At 73.8% G+C, this 21,106-nt stretch carries 14 protein-coding genes; 4 read left to right on the top strand and 10 right to left on the bottom strand.

Features of this window, described 5'->3' with window-relative positions:
- Window positions 1-114: 114 nt before the first annotated feature.
- Complete coding sequence (locus ACFYW3_RS10320; protein ID WP_389386050.1) at window positions 115-1,275, top strand: ThiF family adenylyltransferase; 1,161 nt, start codon at window positions 115-117, stop codon at window positions 1,273-1,275.
- A 102-nt stretch (window positions 1,276-1,377) separates the two neighbouring features.
- Complete coding sequence (locus ACFYW3_RS10325) at window positions 1,378-2,763, top strand: ABC1 kinase family protein (protein WP_389386051.1); 1,386 nt, start codon at window positions 1,378-1,380, stop codon at window positions 2,761-2,763.
- A 308-nt stretch (window positions 2,764-3,071) separates the two neighbouring features.
- Here ACFYW3_RS10325 and ACFYW3_RS10330 read toward each other — a convergent pair whose 3' ends face one another.
- The 5 genes from ACFYW3_RS10330 to ACFYW3_RS10350 all read right to left on the bottom strand — a co-directional run bounded on the left by ACFYW3_RS10330 (window position 3,072) and on the right by ACFYW3_RS10350 (window position 7,015).
- Complete coding sequence (locus ACFYW3_RS10330) at window positions 3,072-3,278, bottom strand: hypothetical protein (RefSeq protein WP_389386052.1); 207 nt, start codon at window positions 3,276-3,278, stop codon at window positions 3,072-3,074.
- 99 nt (window positions 3,279-3,377) lie between these two features.
- On the bottom strand, window positions 3,378-3,710 hold the full coding sequence (locus ACFYW3_RS10335; RefSeq protein WP_053676353.1) for a hypothetical protein: 333 nt from the start codon (window positions 3,708-3,710) through the stop codon (window positions 3,378-3,380).
- On the bottom strand, window positions 3,707-4,078 hold the full coding sequence (locus ACFYW3_RS10340) for a WhiB family transcriptional regulator (RefSeq protein WP_053676354.1): 372 nt from the start codon (window positions 4,076-4,078) through the stop codon (window positions 3,707-3,709). The genes ACFYW3_RS10335 and ACFYW3_RS10340 overlap by 4 nt, the downstream gene beginning before the upstream one ends.
- A gap of 184 nt (window positions 4,079-4,262) precedes the next feature.
- On the bottom strand, window positions 4,263-4,601 hold the full coding sequence (locus tag ACFYW3_RS10345; RefSeq protein ID WP_351749054.1) for a hypothetical protein: 339 nt from the start codon (window positions 4,599-4,601) through the stop codon (window positions 4,263-4,265).
- 167 nt (window positions 4,602-4,768) lie between these two features.
- Window positions 4,769-7,015 carry an ATP-dependent DNA helicase UvrD2 gene (locus ACFYW3_RS10350; RefSeq protein ID WP_389386254.1) on the bottom strand — a complete coding sequence of 749 codons (2,247 nt, stop codon included), beginning with the start codon at window positions 7,013-7,015 and terminating at the stop codon, window positions 4,769-4,771.
- 98 nt (window positions 7,016-7,113) lie between these two features.
- Between ACFYW3_RS10350 and ACFYW3_RS10355 the strand changes: the two genes are divergently transcribed.
- Window positions 7,114-7,374 carry a mycoredoxin gene (locus tag ACFYW3_RS10355; protein WP_351749049.1) on the top strand — a complete coding sequence of 87 codons (261 nt, stop codon included), beginning with the start codon at window positions 7,114-7,116 and terminating at the stop codon, window positions 7,372-7,374.
- Between the two features lie 171 nt (window positions 7,375-7,545).
- Here the strand turns inward: ACFYW3_RS10355 and nudC are convergent, their stop codons facing one another.
- The 5 genes from nudC to ACFYW3_RS10380 form a co-directional block, all read right to left on the bottom strand.
- Window positions 7,546-8,481: an NAD(+) diphosphatase gene (gene nudC, locus ACFYW3_RS10360; protein WP_389386053.1), complete on the bottom strand. Its 936-nt coding sequence runs from the start codon at window positions 8,479-8,481 to the stop codon at window positions 7,546-7,548.
- Window positions 8,482-8,544: 63 nt separating this feature from the next.
- Window positions 8,545-9,948 (bottom strand): dipeptidase, encoded by a 1,404-nt coding sequence (locus ACFYW3_RS10365; RefSeq protein WP_389386054.1) that lies wholly within the window; start codon window positions 9,946-9,948, stop codon window positions 8,545-8,547.
- Window positions 9,949-9,958: 10 nt separating this feature from the next.
- Window positions 9,959-13,711, bottom strand: coding sequence for a UvrD-helicase domain-containing protein (locus ACFYW3_RS10370; protein WP_389386055.1), 3,753 nt, complete (start codon window positions 13,709-13,711; stop codon window positions 9,959-9,961).
- Between the two features lie 67 nt (window positions 13,712-13,778).
- Window positions 13,779-17,288, bottom strand: coding sequence for an ATP-dependent helicase (locus ACFYW3_RS10375; protein WP_389386255.1), 3,510 nt, complete (start codon window positions 17,286-17,288; stop codon window positions 13,779-13,781).
- A 291-nt stretch (window positions 17,289-17,579) separates the two neighbouring features.
- Complete coding sequence (locus ACFYW3_RS10380; RefSeq protein WP_351749038.1) at window positions 17,580-17,927, bottom strand: MGMT family protein; 348 nt, start codon at window positions 17,925-17,927, stop codon at window positions 17,580-17,582.
- A 119-nt stretch (window positions 17,928-18,046) separates the two neighbouring features.
- On the opposite strand from ACFYW3_RS10380, the gene ACFYW3_RS10385 reads away from it, so the two are divergent.
- On the top strand, window positions 18,047-21,001 hold the full coding sequence (locus tag ACFYW3_RS10385) for a lysylphosphatidylglycerol synthase domain-containing protein (protein ID WP_389386056.1): 2,955 nt from the start codon (window positions 18,047-18,049) through the stop codon (window positions 20,999-21,001).
- Window positions 21,002-21,106 lie beyond the last annotated feature (105 nt).

A 21,106-nucleotide genomic window follows, 5' to 3' on the forward strand; every position in this document is an offset into this window, starting at 1 on the left:
GAAGACCGCCTCGGGGCCTTCGGGTATCGCGGGGGCTTTCGGGAATCGCGGGGGCTCGGGTCCTGCGGGGCTCGGGTCCTGCGGGGGCTCGGGGACGGAATCGAGGGGACGACCATGTATCCGAAGGTGAAGCCGGCGCTGGCCAGGGCCTGGCGGGATCTGCAGACGGTGCAGTTCGGGGTGACGCCCGCCCATGCGGTGGTGCTCGGCCCGGTGGACACGGCCACCGGGGCGTTCATCGGCCGGATCGACGGGACACGGGGGATCGAGTCGCTGCGCGCGGAGGGCGCGGGGATGGGGTTGTCGGAGGGGCGGGTGGACGAGTTGATCCGACGGTTGGCGGGGGCCGGGCTCCTGGATGACGCCACCGTGGGTGGGCCTCGGGCGCAGGCCGTGCGCCGGCGGCCGGAGAGCCTGGAGCGGCTCGGGCCCGATCTCGCCTCGCTCTCGCTGGTGCGTCGGGAGCCGGGTGGGGACTTGCGGGGAGTCGCGGCCCGGCGGGCGATACGGGTCCAGGTACGCGGGAGCGGGCGGGTCGGCGCGGTGATCGCGGCCGTGCTCGCGGGAGCCGGGGTGGGCCGGGTCGAGGTGCTCGACGGAGGTCGGGTCCAGCCGGCCGATGTGGCGCCTGGCGGGTTGGGGCCGGGGAGCGTGGGTCGGTTGCGGGCGGAGGCCGCGGGGGCGCTCGTGCGGGAGGCCGCCCCGGGACGCGCGCCCCGGGCCGGGGAGGGAGAGGGGCCGGAGCCGGGGCTCTCCCTGGTGGTCGTCGCTCCCCGGGACGGGCTCCAGGCGTGGGCCCCCGATCCGGAAACGGCCGCGGACTGGGTGGCCACGGGCACCCCGCATCTGTACGCGGGGGTGCTGGAGGGCACGGGGCTGGTCGGGCCGTTGGTGCTGCCGGGCGTCACGGCCTGCGCGGGCTGCATGGAGCGCGACCGGATCGACCGGGACCCCGCCTGGCCCAGGATGCTGGTGCAGTGGCGGTCGGCACACCGCCGCCGTGCCACGGCTGCCTGCGACCTGGGGTTGGCCTCGGCGGTGGCGGGATTGGCGGCGGGGCACGCCCTGTCGTTCCTCGACGGACGACTGCCCGCCTCGACGGGAGCCCGGTGGGAGGCCGCGTTGCCGGGCCTGAGCTGGGAGCTCTCCGAGGTTCGCCCCCATGGGGACTGCCCGTGCTCCGCCGCCGCGGTTCCGGACGCGACGCCGGTTCCGGCCGGCGCCGGCGGGGGCGGTGGGACCGTGTCGGGGAGGGGGAGGGGAGGATCGGGCTGAGGGGCCCGCCGAGGGCCATGACAGGATGCGTTTTGTCTGCCTCAGGGGGCGCGCCCCTGAATCGCCGCTCGCGGCACGGCTGTCTGGGAACTGGAGGGGCGTATGTCTGATCTTCCCCGGAAGGCGGTCACCCGTACCGTCAAGCTGGCCGCGCTGCCGCTGGGCTTCGCCGGTCGGGCCACCTGGGGGCTGGGAAAGCGGATCGGAGGCAAGTCGGCGGAGATCGTCGCGCGGGAGCTCCAGCAGCGCACCGCCGATCAGCTGTTCCGTACGCTCGGCGAGCTGAAGGGCGGGGCCATGAAGTTCGGTCAGGCCCTGTCCGTCTTCGAGTCGGCCCTGCCCGAGGAGATCGCCGGCCCGTATCGGGCGGCGCTGACCAAGCTCCAGGAGGCGGCTCCGCCGCTGCCGGCGGCGCGGGTGCACCAGGTGCTCGCGGAGCGGCTCGGCGAGGACTGGCGAGACTTGTTCCGGGAGTTCGAGGACACGCCCGCGGCGGCCGCCTCGATCGGTCAGGTGCACCGGGCGGTGTGGCACGACGGCCGGCAGGTGGCGGTGAAGGTGCAGTACCCGGGTGCGGGCGAGGCCTTGCTGTCGGACCTCAGGCAACTGAGCCGGTTCGCCGGGCTGTTGGGGCCGCTGATCCCGGGCATGGACATCAAGCCGCTGATCACCGAACTGCGTGACCGGGTCGCGGAGGAGTTGGACTACGAGCTGGAAGCCGAGGCGCAGCGGACGCACGCGGACGCGTTCGACGGCGACGAGGACGTGGTCGTGCCGGACGTCGTGCACCAGGGCGACGAGGTGCTGGTGACCGAGTGGATGGACGGGACCCCGCTGTCGGAGGTGATAGCGGACGGCACGCAGGAGGAGCGGGACCGTGCGGGGCAGTTGCTGGCCCGGTTCCTCTTCTCCGGACCGGCGCGCACCGGGCTGTTGCACGCGGATCCGCATCCCGGGAACTTCCGACTGATACCGGGCGAGGACGGGTTGATGCGGTTGGGCGTACTGGACTTCGGGACGGTCGATCGCCTTCCGGGCGGCTGGCCCAAGCCCATCGGCCGGTCGCTGCGGCTGACGCTGGGCGGTGACGCCGAGGGGGTCTACGAGCACCTGTGCGCCGAGGGGTTCGTGAAGGAGTCCATCGAGTTGGACCCGGAGGCCGTGCTCGACTATCTGGAGCCCCTCCTCGAACCGGTCGAGGCGGACGAGTTCACCTTCACCCGCCCCTGGCTGCGCGGCCAGGCGGCACGGATCGCCGACCCCCGCTCCCCCGCGCACCAGTTGGGACGACAGATCAATCTGCCGCCGTCGTACCTGCTGATCCACCGGGTCACGCTGAGCACCCTCGGTGTGCTGTGCCAGTTGGGTGCGACGGTGCGGCTCCGCGAGGAACTGGAGTCCTGGCTGCCGGGGTTCCTGCCCGAGGACGGGGAACACGACCCGGTGCACAAGAAGGATCAAGAAAAGGTCGGCGAGCGGGGCGAGTAGTACGCCCCTACCCCGGCGGTGCAGACCCGGCTCGGTGAGCGGGCTCGGGCGGGAACGGCGAGGACGTGCGCTCGGATGGCCGGGGCCGGCGCGGACGAGGCGTCGGGCGGCCGGGACTTCACCCGGCCCGGCTCCAGGCTGCCCGGCTTGGGGCGGCCCGGCTTGGGGCGACTCGGCCCGGGCGGCCGGGGCTTCAGGTGGCGGGGGCGTCGGGCGGCCCGGCTCCGGACGGCCGGGGCTTCATGCGGCCCGGCTTCAGGCGGGGCGGCTTCGGGGCGGGGCGGGGTCGGGCGGGGCGGGGTCGGCGGTCACCACCAGGAGGAGTCGAGCCGGCCTTCGATCGCCCGGAGGTTGGCGCGGGCGCATTCGACGCAGAAGTACTGCCTGGTCCCGTTCTCCACGGAGCAGGTCCAGGTGGGCGGGGTGCCGTTCGGGGCGTCGGCACCGCACCCCGCGCAGGTGACGGGCTGGGCCTCGGGGCCCGGCGGGGTGGGGCGGGGATTCGGCTGGTCCACCCGCAGACGATATCTCCGCCGGGGGTGGAGTCGCTCCGCAACGCCCCGGGGGGACCGGTCCTTTCGGACCGGTCCCCCCGGGTGCTGCTCCTTCGGTGCTCAGTTCATGACGGCCATGGCGAGGGCCCGCCGGGCGCGCATCGAAACGCGCTCGGCTCGGCGCTGCATGCGCCGGGCGGCGACCAGGCGCAGGGCGTGACGCTCGGCGTCCGCCTCACGCATGCGGTCGTCCATATGGGCACGAGCCATGGCTTCTGGGATGAGTTGCATTTCGCGGGTCCTGTTCTGACGCGAGGTGATCGCGCCTGCGGTGATGAAGTCTGCGGTGGCGGAGCCGTGCGGCTGCTCGCTCGTGGTGGTGTGGGTGGACATGAGGGCCTGCTTCAAGGGGTCGCGCGTCAGGGGGCGGTCGATGGTGCCGATGGCGGTCATGCCGCGACAACCGGGTTCTTGCGCGGGCGACCGCGGGGCCGCTTCCGGGCGACGACGACGCCCTGGACGAAGAGCTCGCCTCCCCAGACACCCCAGGGCTCGCGGCGCTCCTTCGCGCCGGCGAGGCAGGCCTCGACCAGCGGGCAGGTGCCGCAGAGCGACTTGGCGTACTCGACGTCGGCCGGGGACTCGGCGAAGAAGACCTCGGGGTCGAAGGTGCGGCAGGGAACGGGTACGCCGAGGTTCTCGATGGCGTCGTCGAGCGCGGTCAGCGCGGTGAGGGGAGTCAAGGTGGAGTCCTCCGGGACTGCGGGCGGGGAGATCGTTTGGGTCTGCGGTACGGACGGGGCGTGCGCTTCGAGTTGCACGGTGGTTTCTTCCTCGTCTTGGTTGACTAGTCGGTCCGGCCGGGGTCGGCCGGGGGTCGGCTGGTACCTGTTCTTGCCAGTCCCGAGGCCCCTTCGCTCCGTAGTCCCCGTTCGGGGACAAACAGAAGGGCCGCGGATCCCGGGTGGGGTTCCGCGGCCCTGAAGGCGCCGGTCTGATCGTCGATCAGACTGGATCACTCCAGGGTTCGAGCCCACGGAAGGCCCACATCAGGTGGTGCTGCTGCTTCGTCTGCTTCGTCTTGACTCCGGCACCGGCCGCGGCTGCAAAGCCATAGGCGCCATGCGCCTGGGCTTCCTCAGCCATTACTCCCACCGGTGCCAGGGTCGGTCGCTCATTACGAACACTCGGCCGCAGCGCGGAGGCCGCGAGCAGGGCAGGGGTCTCCGAGGAAATCGGGGAGACGCCTGCGGCGAGAATCGGGACGAGCGAGGAGACACCGAGCGGGCAGGAAGCGGCGACCGAGCGATCGGTCATTTTGGTGGTGGTCATGAAGCTGGTCACTGGTCTCGCCTCCTCTCGGCGTCTCGGGGACGGGGCCCGGGGGCCTGTCCCATGCGTATTCGGATAAGTACAGCACGGAACCGGGGCTTCGAAGAAGCCAACGTTTCCGTTGCTAAGAACCTATGGGGATGCGCCGGGCATGTGCAAACTATTTTTCCGACGAGTTTCTACGCGTCGTCAGGATCTCCGGCGCCGGGCTCCTGACCCGCGCAGATGGCCAGGACGTCGACTCCGTACCGCTCGAGCTTGCGGCCACCCACGCCGGAGATCATCGAGAGCTCTCCCGCCTCGGACGGCGCGGCCTCCGCGATCGCCATCAGGGTCTTGTCCGTGAAGACGCAGTAACCGGGCAGGCCCTGCTGCTTCGACTGGATGGCGCGCCACTCGCGCAGCCGCTCGTACAGCCCCTCGTCCATGTCCGACGGGCAGTCCTCGCAGCGCATCAGTTTGAGTTCACCGGCCTCGGTCAGGGTCTTCCCGCAGACCCGGCACAGCACCGGACCGCGGGGGCCGCGCTTGCGGGGGGCGCGCTCGGCCGCGGCGCCGTTCCTGCTTCCCGGGACGGCGGAGCCCGGCCGCAGGCCGTTCAGGAAGCGACTGGGGCGTCGGGAGGCCCTGCCGCCCGGAGCCCGGGAGAGCGCCCAGGAGAGGGTCAGGTGCAGCCGCGCCCGGGTGACGCCGACATAGAGCAGCCGGCGCTCCTCCTCCACCTGTTCGTCGGTCTTCGCATAGGTGATCGGCATCATGCCGTCGGTGAGCCCCACGAGGAACACCGCGTCCCACTCCAGGCCCTTGGCGGCGTGCAGCGAGGCGAGGGTGACGCCCTGGACGGTGGGGGCGTGCTGGGCGGCCTTGCGTTCGTCCAGTTCCACCGTGAGTTCGGACAGGCCGGCGCCCGGGCGGGAGCGGGCGAAGTCCTCGGCGAGCCGGACGAGCGCGGCCACCGATTCCCACTGGTCGCGCACGGCACCGGAGCCGGCGGGCGGCTCGGCCGTCCAGCCGGTGGAGCTGAGCACGGCCCGGACCTGGGACCCGAGCTCGACGACGTCGTCCAAGAGGGGGTCGTTGCCGCCGGAGCGGGCGGCCCCGCGCAGGGCGAGGATCGCCTTCTGGACCTCGGCGCGCTCGAAGAACCGCTCGGCTCCGCGCAACTGGTAGGGCACCCCGGCGTCGGCGAGGGCCTGTTCGTAGACCTCGGACTGGGCGTTGATCCGGTAGAGCACGGCGATCTCGCCCGCCGGGACGCCCGCCGCGATGAGGTCCCGGACCCGCCCGGCGACGCCCTCGGCCTCGGCGGGCTCGTCCGGGTACTCGGCGTAGACCGGGTCGGGGCCGACCTCTCGCTGGGAGATCAGTTCCAGCCGGTGTTCGGCGGCGCGGCCCTTGGCCTGGTTCAGCAGGCCGTTGGCGAGGTGCACCACCTGGGGGGTGGAGCGGTAGTCGCGGATCAACTTGACCAGGGTGGCCTGCGGGTACTTGGTGCGGAAGTTCAGCAGGTGGTCGGGGGTGGCGCCGGTGAAGGAGTAGATCGTCTGGCTGGCGTCGCCGACCACGCACAGGCTGTCGCGATCGCCGAGCCAGAGGTCGAGCAGGCGCTGCTGGAGCGGGCTGACGTCCTGGTACTCGTCGACCACGAAGTGCTGGTACTGGGTGCGGATCTGCTCCGCGATGTCGTGTCGGTCCTGGAGGATCCCGACGGTGAGGAGCAGCACGTCCTCGAAGTCGATCATGTTCCGGTCGCGCTTGAGTTGTTCGTACGTCCCGTAGATCTGGGCGATCTCGGCCGTGTCCCGGGGGGCCTCGCGGCCCGCCTTCAGGACGGCCGCCGGGTAGTCGGCGGGCACGGTCTGGGTGACCTTGGCCCACTCGATCTCGCCCGTGACGTCGCGCAGCTCGCCCCGGTCGAGGCGGACGCGACAGCGGGAGCCGGCCTCGGCCACGAACTGGATCTTGCGTTCCAGCAGTCGGGGAACGTCCCCGCCGACGGCCTTCGGCCAGAAGTACTGGAGCTGGCGCAGCGCGGCGGAGTGGAAGGTCCGGGCCTGGACCCCGCCCGCCCCGAGGGTCCGCAGCCGGCCCCGCATCTCGCCGGCGGCGCGGTTGGTGAAGGTGACGGCGAGCACGCTGGCGGGCATCAGTTGGCCGGACCGGACCCCGTAGGCGATCCGGTGGGTGATCGCGCGGGTCTTGCCCGTGCCCGCTCCCGCCAGCACGCACACCGGTCCGCGGAGGGTCGTCGCGACCTCGCGCTGCTCCGGGTCGAGGCCCTGGAGCACCGCGTCGGCCGAGTCGGCTTCGGCCGGGAAGGATGAGGAGTGCGTTGCTGCTGTCACCCCGCCATGCTGCCAGGTCTCCAGGGGCGGACGGGAAACTTGTCCACAGGCCGCCCGCTCCGGTCGTACTTGTGCCGGCAGGGCCCCGCCTTGTGCCGGGAGGGCTCCGCGGGAATGGCGGGGCGGTGTCGGGCGTTCGAGTACTCGGACCACCGAGACCCCACGAAGGAGACAGCAGCATGCAGGACACGGGCACCGTCACGATGTACAGCACGACCTGGTGCGGCTACTGCACCCGGCTGAAGAAGCAGCTGGACCGCGAAGGCATCGCGTACGACGAGATCAACATCGAGCACGACCCCGCGTCCGCAGCGTTCGTGGAGAAGGCGAACGGCGGCAACCAGACGGTTCCCACCGTCCTCGTGACGTCCGCCGCCGGCAACGAGTCCGTGATGACGAACCCGAGCCTCGCCCAGGTCAAGCAGGCCCTCGCCGTCTGACCGTCGCGGCGCCGCCCGACGCGCGGACGACCGGACCGGGTGGGCCGGCGCCGGACGAACCGCGCCGGACGGACCGACGTAGCGAACGTCACACGCGTACAGAGAGGCCCCCGCCGAGGCGGGGGCCTTCTGTCGTGACGGACGTCACGGGCGTCGCGCCCGTGACCGGGCTCACGCCGCGGGGCGCGGCAGCGGCTTCCCGTACCAGAGTTCGACCAGGCGGGCCGCGATGGAGACCCCGGCCGGCGGGAGCACCTCGCCGGCCTCGATCGCCTCGCGCAGGTCCTCGCGGGAGAACCAGCGGGCCTCCTGGATCTCCTCGCCGTCCACCGTGATCTCCGAGGTGACGGCGCGGGCGGTGAAGCCGAGCATCAGGCTGTACGGGAACGGCCAGGGCTGGCTGGCGACGTAGTCGACCTCGCCGACCTTGACGCCTGCCTCCTCCCAGACCTCGCGGATCACCGACTGCTCGATGGACTCGCCCGGCTCCACGAACCCGGCGAGCGTCGAGAAGCGGCCCTCGGGCCAGTGCACCTGCCGGCCCAGCAGCGCGCGGTCGTGCTCGTCGGTGACGAGCATGATCACGGCCGGGTCGGTGCGCGGGTAGTGCTCGGCGCCGCAGCCCGGGCAGCGGCGGATGTGTCCGGCGGCGGCGACGACCGTGCGCTCGCCACAGCGGGAGCAGAAGCGGTGCATGCGCTGCCAGTTCTCCAGCGCCACCGCGTGCACCATCAGCCCGGCGTCGCGCGGGTTCAGCAGCAGGCCCGCCTCGCGGAGGCCGGCCGGGCGGGCCGACTGGTCCATGCGGCCCGGCAGGGAGTCCTTCTGCAGCGCGAAGTACCGTACGCCGTCCTCGTCCGAGCCCAGGAAGTAGCGGTGGGTCTCGGTGACCGGGGCCTCGAAGGCCGGGGTCATCACGATGCCGGTGCCGCCGTCGGGGGTGTCGTCGATCAGGACCTGGCCGCCGGAGACGACGAAGACGCGGGTCGTCGGGTGACTCCAGGCGGCGGCGAGCCAGGCCTCGTCGAGGCGGTGGTGCGCGGCGCGGTCGATCCCGCCGGCCGCGGCGAGCGTGATGGGGCGCTCGGGCTCGGTATGGGTGCTCATCAGGTACTTCCAACTCCCCCGGTGGTGGGACAGGCAGGCAGGCTGGGACGGCGGGTGGGTGCGTCAGGCGGGCTTCCAGTGGGCGGCCAGGTCGCCCCACAGGTACGCGGCGGTCTCGACGCCCTTGAGGAGCAGGTCGAGTTCGACCTTCTCGTTCGGCGAGTGCCAGCCGTCGGAGGGGACCGAGATGCCGAGGAACAGGACGGGTGCGTCGAGGACGTCCTGGAGGTCGGCGGCCGGCCCGGACCCGCCCTCGCGGGTGAAGCGGATCTTCTGGCCGAAGGCGCGGCCCATGGCGCGCACGACGGATTGCAGCGCCGGGTGGTCGAGCGGGGTGAGGCAGGGCCGGGTGGGGGCTCCGAAGACGATGGAGTGCCGGATCCCGGCCGGGATCCGCTCGGCGACCCAGGTCTTGACGGCTTCCTCGACCTCGTACGGGTCCTGCCCGGAGACCAGTCGGAACGACAGCTTCAGGTGCGCGGAGGACGGCACGATCGTCTTGCCGCCGGGGCCCTGGTACCCGCCGCCGATGCCGTTGACCTCGGCGGTCGGGCGGGCCCAGACGCGCTCCAGGGTGGTGTGGCCCTTCTCCCCCGCGGCGGCGTACGACCTGGCCGTGCGCAGCCACTCGGCCTCGTCGAAGGGCAGTTCGGCGATCAGTGCGCGCTCGGCGTCGGTGAGTTCGACGATGTTGTCGTAGAAGCCCGGGATGGTGACCCGCTCGTCGGCGTCGTGCAGGGCGGCCACGAGGCGGGCGGCGACGGTGGCGGGGTTGGGCACCGCGCCGCCGAAGGCCCCGGAGTGGATGTCCTGGTCAGGGCCGTGGAGGTCGATCTCGCAGTCCGCGACCCCGCGCATGCCGGTGCACACGGTGGGGGTGGTCTCGGACCACATGCCGGTGTCGGAGACGATCACGACGTCGGCGGCGAGGCGTTCGGCCTCGCGCTCGACGAGGGCGCGGAAGTTCGGGGAGCCGGACTCCTCCTCGCCCTCGACGAGGAGCTTGAGGTGGACGGCGGGGGCGTCGGCGCCGGTGGCCGCGAGGTGGGCCCGGACGCCGAGGGTGTGGAAGAGGACCTGCCCCTTGTCGTCGGCGGCGCCGCGCCCGTACATCCGGCCGTCCTTGATCACCGGCTCGAACGGGTCGGTGTGCCAGCCGTCGGCGCGGGCGGCGGGCTGTACGTCGTGGTGCCCGTAGACGAGGACGGTGGGGGCGGCCGGGTCGGCGGCGGGCCACTCTGCGTACACGGCGGGGGCGCCGGCGGTCTCCAGGATCTCGGTGACCGGGAAGCCGGTGGCCTTGAGCTGCGCGGCGAGCCATTCGGCGCTGCGCCGTACGTCACCCGCGTGCTCGGGCTGCGCCGAGACGGAGGGGATGCGCAGCCAGTCGGCGAGTTCGTCGAGGAAGGCCGCACGGTGGGTGTCGATGTACGTGCGGACGACGCTGTCCGCCTGGGGGTCGCTCATGCCCACGAGCCTAGCCGTCCGTGTGATGGTCACTTTCCGCGTCCGTTTTGCCTTGGAGGATCCGCTCAATGCCGGCGCGGTCGGGGAGGGCGCGGGGGCGGATCACGCGGCCGCTGCGGACGTGCAGGAAGGCGGCGTCGACCCGTTCGAGCGGGGTGCCGGTGGCCTCCGCCCAGGCCAGTCGGTAGACGGCGAGCTGGAGGGGGTCGGCCTCGGTGGTGCGGCCCGTCTTCCAGTCGACGATCTCGTAGTCGTACGGGCCCTCGTGGTGGCGGTACACGGCGTCGATCCGGCCGCGGACGACCCGGCCGGCGAGGGTGAGCTGGACCGGGGCCTCCATGCGGTGGGGCGTCCGGTCGGCGTAGGCGCTGCGCTCGAAGGCGGCCTTGAGGGAGTCGAGGTCGGCCTCGTCGGCGATGTCCTGGTCGGAACCGGGCAGTTCCCCGGCGGGGTCGAGGACGTCGAGAAGCGGGAGGGGCAGTTCGTCGAAGCGTGACTCGACCCAGGCGTGGAAGCGGGTGCCCTGCCGGGCGGCGGGCTGCGGGGGCTTGGGCATGGGGCGGGCGAGGTCGCGGACGAAGCCCTGCTCGTCGGAGGCGAGGCGCAGCAGGTCGGAGGCGGACAGGGCGGAGGGCAGCACGACGTCGCGCACGGCGGCGCGGGAGCGGCGCAGCTCGCCTTCGAGGGCGTCGAGGTCGCGGTCCCATGAGGCGATGGCGCGGGCCTCCTCGGGGGTGAGGGAGCCTGCGCCGCCCTGGCGCGCGGGTGCGGCGGGGCGGGGGGCGCCGGCGGTGGACTGGGCCGGGACCCGGGCACCGGGCGCCGCCCACGGGTCCTCGTACGGGGCCTCGTACGGGGCCTCGTACGGGGCCTCGTACGGGGCGGCACCCGGCGCGGCGGGGCCGGGCAGGGCTTCGCCCGGTGCCCAGAGTTCCTCCTCGGGCGGGGGCGCGGGGGTCGGGGTCCGCTCGGTGTCCTGGGCGGGGACGCGGGCCCGGCGCACGGCGGCGCCGGGGGCCGCGTCCGCCGGCCCGGGCCGGGGGTCGGTGTCCGACCAGGGGTCCGCGTCCGGGTCGGCCTCCGGCCACGACTCGGGGCCCGGGTGGGCGTCCGGGTCCGGCCAGGGTTCCGTGTCGTACGCCGGGTCCTCGCGGTCGGGTGGCCACAGGTACGACTCCCCGGGCTCCCCGGGCTCCCCGGACTCCCCGTGCTCTTCCGGCTCCACGTGCGGCGCGGGGGTCGTGGGCGCCGCGAGGTGGGCTTCCACCAGCGCGGCCGCGCGGCGGCGCAGGCGCAGCGAGGTCGGGTCCAGGGGCAGGGGCCAGGAGTGGTCCGGGGCGCCGGCCTCGGACAGGGCCGGGTTCTCGGCGCCGGGCTCGGGCTCGGGTGCCCAGGCCTCGATCTCTCCGTGCCCGGCCTCGCAGTGGGTCCGGAGCGCGGAGAGGAACGCCGAAGGGCCGCGCGGCTTCTTCTGGCTCGGGCCCCACCAGTGGCCGGAGGCCAGCAGGAGGGAGCGGGGGCGGGTGAAGGTGACGTATCCGAGGCGGAGTTCCTCGACGGCCTTGTGTTCCTTCAGGGCGGCCTTGAAGGACTTGAGCCCCGCCGAGGTCCACGCCGGGTCCCCGGGCAGGGTGGGGGCGTCGCCGCGCAGGGCGTACGGCAGGACCTTGGCGTACGAGGTCCAGGCCTCCGGCGGCTTCTCCTTCGGGAAGGCCCCCGCGCACAGGTCGGGGACCACCACCACGTCCCACTCCAGGCCCTTGGACTTGTGGGCGGTGAGCACCTTGACGGTGTTCTCCCCGCCGGGGAGCGCGTGGTCGAGGCCCTTCTCGTACTGGGCGGCGGTCCGCAGGAAGGCCAGGAAGGCGAGCAGCGAGGCCTCCCCGTCGAGGGCGGCGAACCCGGCGGCCACGTCCATGAAGTTCGACAGGGTCTCGCGCCGGCGGGCGGCGAGGGCGTGCGGGGAGGCGGAGAGTTCCACGTCGAGGCCGGTCGCGGCCAGCACCCGGTGCAGGACGTCCATCAGCGGGTCGGCGAGCGAGCGCCGCAGGTCGCGCAGCTCCCGGGCGAGGTGCGCGAAGCGGACGCGGGCGTCCGCCGAGAAGGGCAGGTCGTCGGCGGAGGGGGCCCCGGACCCGTCCAGGAAGGTCTCCAGCGCGTCGGCGAGCGAGACGACCTCCGCCGGGTCGACGCCCTCGACGGCCGCCGCGAGCCGCCCGTCCGGATCGTCCGCGCCGGCGGGGGCCCGTCCGATCAGTTGCCGTGCCCTGCGCCCGAGCAGTGCCAGGTCGCGGGCGCCGATGCGCCAGCGCGGGCCGATCAGCAGCCGGACGAGGGCGGCGTTGGCGCCCGGGTCCTGAAGCACCTCGCAGACCGAGACCAGGTCGGCGACCTCCGGCAGGTGCAGCAGGCCGGACAGGCCGACCACCTCGACGGGGACGTCGCGGGCCACCAGGACCGCCTGGATCCGGGCGAAGTCCCCGGCCGAGCGGCACAGCACGGCGATCTCGCCGGGCTCGGTCCCCGTCCGCACCAGGTGGGCGACGGAGTCCCCGAGCCACTCCAGCTCCTCGGCGTGGGTGGGCAGCAGGGCGCACCGGACGGATCCGTCCCGTTCGGCGCCGGGCGCCGGGCGCAGCGCCTCGACGCCCTCGTGCATGGCGCGCAGCGGCGCGGCCAGTTCGTTGGCCAGGTCGAGGAGGCGGCCGCCGCTGCGGCGGTTCTCGCCGAGCGAGAAGCGGGTGGCGGGGCGGCCGTCGGCGTGCGGGAAGTGCTCGGGGAAGTCGTCGAGGTTGGCCACGGAGGCGCCGCGCCAACCGTAGATCGCCTGGCAGGGGTCGCCGACGGCGGTGACGGCGTGGCCGGTGCCGCCGCCGAACAGCCCGGACAGCAGCAGCCGCTGCGCGACGGAGGTGTCCTGGTACTCGTCGAGCAGGACGACCTTGAACTCCTCGCGCAGCAGCGCCCCCACCTCGGGTCGGGTGGTGGCGAGCCGCGCGCAGAGCGCGATCTGGTCGCTGAAGTCGATCAGGTCGCGGGAGCGTTTGGCGACGCGGTAGCGGGCGACGAGCTCCAGCAGTTCCAGCCGGCCGCGACCGGCCTCGGGGACCTTGCGCAGGTCGTCGTTGGTGAGCCGGGTGTCGGCGAGCACGTCGAGCAGCGCGGTGTCGTACGCGCGGAGTTCCTCGGGGGTCACGAGGTGTTCGGAGAGCTCCGCGTCGAGCGCGAGCAGGTCGCTGACCAGGTCGGGGATGGACTTCGTCAGCGACGGGTACGGGCCGGGCGCCTCGCGCAGCACGCGTGCGGCGAGCTGGAAGCGGGTGGCGTCGGCGAGCAGTCGGGCACTGGGCTCCAGCCCGATGCGCAGGCCGTGGTCCTTGAGGAGCTGCCCGGCGAAGGCGTGGTACGTGGAGATGCGCGGCTCGCCCGCGAGCGCGTCGGGGTCGGCCGGGGAGGGGTCCGGGTCGCTGATGCCGGCCCGCGCGAGGGCCTTGCGCACGCGCTCGGCGAGCTCGCCGGCGGCCTTGTTGGTGAAGGTCAGGCCGAGGACCTCCTGGGGGGCGACGGCGCCGGTGCCCACCAGCCAGACGACGCGGGCCGCCATGACGGTGGTCTTGCCGGAGCCGGCGCCGGCGACGATGACCTGGGGCGCGGGCGGGGCGGTGACGCAGGCCATCTGTTCGGGCGTGAAGGGGATCCCGAGGAGCTCCTTGAGCTGCTCGGGATCGCTGATCACCGCCGGGACGGTCGGGCGCGCGGACACGTGAAAAGGCTAGCCGCCGGCACCGACACTCCCCACCGCCGTCTCGACGGGTGGGGCCGGGCGCGGCTCATTCCACGGTCTGGCGGCCCTCGGGGAGGGCGGTGCAGGAGCTGCGGAAGGAGCAGCGTTTGCAGTGCTCGCCGGCGGCGGGCGTGAACCGCTCGTCCAGTACCCGGCCGGCGGCGTCGGCCAGCAGGTCGCCCACCCACTCGCCTTCGAGGGGCTGCTGCGCCTGCACCTTGGGGACCTCGTCGCCGCCGTCCTTCTTGGGCGCGCCCTGGCGGAGCTGGACGAGTTCGGCGCCGCCGGGGGCGGGGCGCACGCCGTCGAAGGCCTCGTCGACGGCGCCCTCGCGCACGGCGAGCTGGTAGACGGCGAGCTGGGGGTGGCGGGCGACCTCGTCCCTGGTGGGGGCGGCCTTGCCGGTCTTGAAGTCCACGACGTAGGCGCGTCCCTGCGGGTCGGCCTCGACCCGGTCCATGGAGCCGCGGATGCGTACGGCGAACTCGCCCGCCTCCAGCGTGACGTCGAAGTCGTGCTCGGTGGCCACGGCCTCCCGGCCGCCCCGGTCGGTGGTGTGCCAGCGCAGGAAGCGTTCCAGGGCGGCGCGGGCGTTCTCCTTCTCCTGGCGGGACTTCCAGGGGGCGTCGAAGGCGAGGGCGTCCCAGACGGAGTCGAGACGCTCCATGAGGACGGCGAGGTCGGCGGGCGTGCGGCCCGAGGCGACCTCGTCGGCGAGGACGTGGACGACGTTGCCGAAGCCCTGGGCGGCGGTGGAGGGGGCGTCGGCCTTGACCTCGCGGCCCAGGAACCACTGGAGGGAGCAGGTGTTGGCGAGCTGGTCCAGGGCGGATCCGGACAGGGCCACGGGGCGGTCCCGGTCGCGGAGCGGGACGCTGCTGCGGGTCGGTTCGTACAGCCCCCACCAGCGCTGCGGATGCGCGGCGGGGACCAGGGGGCGGTCCTCGTCGTCGGTGAGCACGGCGAGGCGGGCGAGGCGGCGGGCCGCGGCGTCGCGCAGGGCCTCGGACGCCTCGGGGTCGACGGTGGTGGCGCGCAGTTCCGCGACGAGCGCCGGGACCGCCAGGGGGCGGCGGGGGCGGCCGGTGACGTCCTTCGGGGGGACGCCGAGTTCGGTGAGGAGGCGGGAGGGCTGATCGCCGTCCTCGGCGGGAGCCTTGACGGCGGTGACGACGAGGCGGTCGCGGGCGCGGGTGGCGGCCACGTAGAACAGCCGGCGTTCCTCGGCGAGGAGGGCGCCGGGGGTGAGGGGTTCCGCGAGGCCGTCGCGGCCGATCCGGTCGGCTTCCAGGAGGGAGCCGCGCCGGCGCAGGTCGGGCCAGAGCCCCTCCTGGACGCCGGCGACGACGACGAGGCCCCATTCGAGGCCCTTCGAACGGTGGGCGGTCATCAGTCGGACGGCGTCGCGGCGGGTCGCGCGGGTGGTGAGGGTGTCGGCGGCGATGTCCTCGGCTTCGAGCTGTTCGAGGAAGTTGAGGGCGCCGCGGCCGCCGGTGCGGTCCTCGGCGCGGGCGGCGGTGTCGAAGAGCGCGCAGACGGCGTCGAGGTCCCGGTCGGCGTTGCGACCGCCGGCGCCGCCGCGGCGGGCGCCGCGTTCCAGGCGCTGCGGCCAGGGGGTGCCGTCCCACAGGGTCCACAGGGCCTCTTCGGCGGTGCCGCCGCCCTGGAGCAGCTCCCGCGTCTTGCGCAGGAGCAGGCCGAGGCGCTGCGCGCCGCGGGCGTGGGCGGGGTCGTGGGCGACGAGCCGCTCGGGTTCGGCGAGGGCGCGGGCCAGCAGGACGTCGGAGGGCGCGGGCACCTTGACGCCCGCGGCCCGTTCCTCGTCGCGCAGGGCCCGGCCGAGGCGGCGCAGGTCGGCGGCGTCCATCCCGCCGAGCGGGGAGCCGAGCAGGGCGATGGCGGCCTCCACCCCGACCCATCCGTGGTCGGCGGTGTCGGCCTCGTCCCGGGCCCGGTCGCCGGGGGGCGCGGATGCGGGGGCGTCGTCCGATGCGGGGTCGTCCGGCGCGGCGACACCCGCGTCGGCGCCGGCGCCGGCTTCGGCTTCGGCTTCGGCTTCGGCTTCGGCTTCGGCTTCGGCTTCGAACGGTCCCTCAGGGCGCTCGCCGCCCGGGTCCGCGGGGTCCGCGAGGTCCGCGAGGTCCGCGGGGTCCGCGGGGTCCGCGCCGCCCGGATCCGCGGGGTCCTCGGGGTCCGCCGGCGCGGGCGGACGGGCGGCGGCCGTGGCGGTGATGCGCAGGGCTGTGAGCAGGGGGGCCACGGCGGGTTCGTGGCGCAGGGGGGTGTCGGTGCCGTCCGTCTCGGCGGGCACGCCGGCCGAGACGAGGGCGCGGCGCATCGCGGGGAGGGTACGGCCGCCCGCGCGGACCAGGACGGCCATGTCCTGCCACGGCACGCCGTCCTCCAGGTGGGCCCGGCGCAGGATGTCCGCGATGTTGTCCAGCTCCGCCCCGGCGGTGGGGTACGTGTACACCTCCACCCGGCCGCCCTCCCGCGTGGCGCGCAGGTCGCGGTGGGCGCGTACCGCCGCCGAGGGCAGTCTCGGGACGGGCATGCGGGTGGTGAGGAGGCGGGTCGCGGCGAGGAGTGCCGAGGAGGAGCGGCGGCCGACCGTGAGGGCCCGGACCCGGGCGCCGGGGAAGGAGGTCTCGAAGTCCAGGATGTTGTTGATGTCGGCGCCGCGGAACGCGTAGATCGACTGGTCCGGGTCGCCGAAGGCGATCAGTGTGCCGCCGGGGCCGGACAGGGCGCGCAGCAGGCGCAGCTGGGAGGCGTCCGTGTCCTGGTACTCGTCGACGAGGATCACGTCGTGGGACGAGGCCAGGGACGGGGTGCGTTCGGCCAGCAGGACGGCGCGGTGGAGCAGTTCCGCGTAGTCGAGGGTGCCCTGCATGTCGAGGACGTCCAGGTACTCGGAGAGGAACGCGGCGGCCGCCTTCCAGTCCGGGCGGCCGATGCGGTCGGCGAAGTCGGACAGGGCGCCGGGGCCCAGGCCCAGTTCGCGGGCGCGGGCCAGGACGGCGCGGACCTCGTCGGCGAACCCGCGCGTGGTCAGGGCGGCGCGCAGGTCGTCGGGCCAGCGGATGGAGCGGAGCCGGCGCTGGCCCTCCAGCAGGGTGCGGACCATGACGTCCTGCTCCGGCCCGGACAGCAGCCGCAGCGGGTCGGCGAACAGGTCGGTGTCCTGGTGGGCGCGGACCAGGCCGTAGCAGTAGGAGTGGAAGGTGGTGGCCTGCGGTGCCCGCGCGCCGCCCAGGCGCAGGGCGGCCCGGTCGCGGAGTTCGACGGCGGCCTTGCGGCTGAAGGTGAGGATCAGGATGCGGGAGGGGTCCGTGCCGGCCTCGACCCGGGCGGCGGCCGCCTCGATCAGGGTGGTGGTCTTCCCGGTGCCGGGTCCGGCCAGGACCAGCAGTGGTCCGGTGGTGTGGTCAACCACCGACCGTTGCGCTGCGTCCAAGACAGGGGGAGCCACCCGTTCCGGCCCGGTGCGCACCAGGCGGTACGCGTCAGGAGTCCGCGTACGCCGCTCCGAGCGGTCGGAAGGAGAGGTGATCACGTGGTGTGCCGGTCCTGGTGGGTCTTCCGTCACTGCGGTTGCTGCGACGCCTGCGGTTGCCTCGGCGGCCTCGCCGACCGCGTTCCCAACCGTCGTGCCGAGCGTCGCGTCGGTGGCGACTGCGGCGAGGACGGCGAGGGCGGCGGCGACGGCCGAAGGGGCCACGCTACGCCACCCGCGCCGGCTCCCGCAGTCTCCCGGGGCGGCTCCCGGCGTCGCCCCGGGGGGTCCTCGTGTCGTCCCCCGTACGAGCCTTCGACCGCCCGCGCCGGCTCCGCGTGCCGGAAGCTGTCAGATGTGACCCTCGTCGCCTTCGGCCGGTCCCTGCCGCCCGTCCCAGCGTGCCCGGCGCATCGCCAGCCGGGGCTCGCCGCCGGCCGTGTCGCGCAGGGGAGTGCCCTCGGCGCGGTAGTGCTCCAGGGCCCGGTGCTCGCTCCCGGGCAGGGGTCGGCCGTCCGCCCTGACCACGCGCCACCAGGGCACGGCTCCCCCGTACAGGGCCATGACACGCCCGACTTGGCGTGGTCCGCCGGTGCCGATCCACTCCGCGACGTCGCCGTACGTCATCACCCGGCCGGGCGGAATCCGCTCGGCCGCCTCCAGCACCCGCTCCGCGTACTCGGGAAGCTCTTCGCTCATTCGGAACATGGTGCCGCACGTCACCGACACCACGACGGAAGGTTTCCTTCCGCACCGGCGCGCACCCTGCTGCCCCGCACGGCAGCCGGTCCGTGCCACCATCTTGCGGGCGGTGACTGGTGATACGTGATCAAGAAGAGACGGATGTGACGGCGAAGGAGCAGGGTGTGAGCCCTCCGGACGGCGCGACGGCGGATGACGGCGCGCGCCCTGACGCGCACCCGGACGCGCCCCGCGAGATGCCCGACGACACGTCCGACGTGCCGAACGACAGGGCCGACGACAGGGCCGACGACGTGACTGGGGACAGGGCTGGGGACCGGCCCGACGACGGGCCCGGTGATCCCTCCCGCGACCACGCGGACGACCACCCGGACGAGGGTCGCCGCGGCGAGTCGGGCGCGGGTCGCCGCGGCGGCCACCACGGCCTCGACCCAGACCACGGGCGGGTGGACGACTTCGACAACCCGGAGCGCCCGCACGGTCACGCCCCCACCGCCGCCGACCAGGTCGAGGTGGACGAACCGCTGCTCGCGGCCCGCGTGCACCGCCCGTCCGACCTGGTGCGCCTCCTGGTCGGCATCCTCGGCATCGCCGTGGTCCTCGCCATCGCCGCCTTCGCCCACGGCACCACCGCGGGCCTCGAAGAGGACATCAGCAACGGCACCGGCCAGGCACCCGACCTGCTGATCAAGGTCGCGGGTCTGGTGTCGAGCATCGCCGTGCTGCTGGTGCCCGTCGCCTTCGCGATCGAGCGGCTCATCAAACGCGACGGCCTGCGCATCGCCGACGGCGTCCTCGCGGCCGTCCTCGCACACGGCGTCACGCTCGCCACCGACCTGTGGGTCTCCCAGGCCGCCTCCGCCACCATCCAGGACTCCCTGACCCTGCCGACGGGTACCGCCGGCGCCCTGACCGACCCGGTGCACGGCTACCTCGCGCCGGTCATCGCCTACATGACGGCCGTCGGCATGACGCGCCGACCGCGCTGGCGGGTCGCCCTGTGGGTGGTGCTGCTGCTCGACGCCTTCACCATGCTGGTCAGCGGGTACACCACTCCCCTCTCGATCATCCTGACCGTCCTCATCGGCTGGACCGTCGCCTACGGGACCCTGTACGCCGTCGGCTCCCCGAACGTCCGCCCCACCGGGCAGAACCTCCTCGCCGGTCTGCGCCGGGTCGGCTTCCAGCCGGTCAGCGCGATGCGCACCGAGGCGCCGGACGGCCCGGAGGCCTCCGAGGTGAGCGACCGGGGCCGTCGGTACCACGTGACGCTGGAGAAGGGGCCGCCCCTCGACGTCACGGTCGTGGACCGCGAGCAGCAGGCGCAGGGCTTCTTCTACCGGGTCTGGCGCCGGCTCACGCTGCGCGGCATCACCACCCGGCGCAGCCTCCAGTCGCTGCGTCAGGCACTGGAGCAGGAGGCCCTCCTCGCGTACGCCGCCATCGCGGCCGGGGCGAACGCGCCCAAACTGATCGCGACCTCCGAGCTCGGTCCGGACGCCGTGATGCTCGTGTACGAGCACCTGGGCGGTCGCACCCTCGACTCCCTGCCCGACGGGGAGATCACCGACGAGCTGTCGCGCAACGCGTGGGAGCAGGTGAAGGCCCTCCAGTCGCGGCGGATCGCGCACCGGCGGCTCACCGGTGACGCCCTCGTGGTGGATCGTTCCGGCAAGGTCATCCTCACCGACCTGCGCGGCGGCGAGATCGCGGCCGGTGACCTGGTGCTGCGGATGGACGTCGCCCAGTTGCTGGCGACCCTGGGCCTGCGGGTCGGCGCCGAGCGGTCGGTGGCCTCGGCGGTGTCCGTGCTCGGTCCCGACGTGGTCGCGGACTGTCTGCCGCTGCTCCAGCCGATCGCGCTGAGCCGCTCCACCCGGGCGACGCTGCGCAAGCTGGCCCGGGAGCGGGCCGACCGGGAACGGGAGGCCGTACTGGAGTCCTCGCGGGCCGCGAAGGCGGCGCGCGAGGCGAACACCTCGGCCCCCGCCGAGGCCACGGCCGCCGACCGCAAGGCCGAGAAGCGGGCCTTGGACGACGCTCTCGACGAGGCGCGCGAGGAGGATCTGCTGAGTCAGATCCGCCGGCAGGTGCTGCTGCTGCGCCCCCAGGCGCCGGTGGAGCCCGCCCGCCTGGAGCGGATCAGGCCGCGCACCCTCGTGTCGTTCATCGCGGGTGCCTTCGGCGCGTACTTCCTGCTGACGCAGACGCAGGTGGCCCACGTCAACTTCGGGACGATGATCGCGGAGGCCCAGTGGGGCTGGGTGGGGGCGGCGCTGGCCTTCTCCGCCCTCAGTTACCTCGCGGCGGCGATGAGCCTGTTGGGCTTCGTGCCCGAGCGGGTCTCCTTCCTGCGGACGGTGCTGGCGCAGGTCGCCGGTTCCTTCGTGAAGCTCGTCGCCCCGGCGGCGGTGGGCGGTGTCGCGCTGAACAGCCGGTTCCTCCAGCGGTCGGGCATCCGGCCCGGACTCGCGGTGGCGAGCGTGGGCGCGTCCCAGTTGTTCGGGCTCGCGAGCCACGTCCTGCTGCTGCTGTCCTTCGGCTACCTGACCGGGACCGAGAAGACCACGGAGATGACCCCGTCCCGGACGGTCATCGCGGGTCTGCTGACGGTGGCGGTGCTGGTGCTGGTGGTGACGGCGGTCCCGTTCATGCGGAAGTTCGTGGCCACCCGGCTGCGGGCGCTGTTCGCGGGCGTGGTGCCGCGCATGCTGGACGTGCTCCAGCGGCCGAAGAAGCTGGTGACGGGCATCGGCGGCATGCTGCTGCTGACGGGCTGCTTCGTGATGTGCCTGGACGCCTCGATCCGGGCGTTCGGCGGCGGCCAGGCCATCAGCTACGCCAGCATCGCGGTCGTGTTCCTCGCGGGCAACGCGCTGGGCTCGGCGGCGCCCACCCCGGGCGGCATCGGCGCGGTGGAGACCACCCTGACGCTGGGTCTGATCGCGGCGGGACTGGATCGCGAGATCGCCGTCCCGTCGGTGCTGCTGTTCCGGCTGGTGACGTTCTGGCTGCCGGTGCTGCCGGGGTGGATCTCGTTCAACTTCCTCACCCGCAAGGAAGCCATCTAGTGCCTTGGCCGGAAGGGTTTGCCGGGTCGCGGTGTCCGGTGCGGTGCATCGCAAGGCGGAGGACCGCCTCTTGTACCGGACGCACCTGAGCGGTCCGACAGAGAC

Source organism: Streptomyces sp. NPDC002602 (assembly GCF_042889445.1).
Taxonomy (GTDB): Bacteria; Actinomycetota; Actinomycetes; order Streptomycetales; family Streptomycetaceae; genus Streptomyces.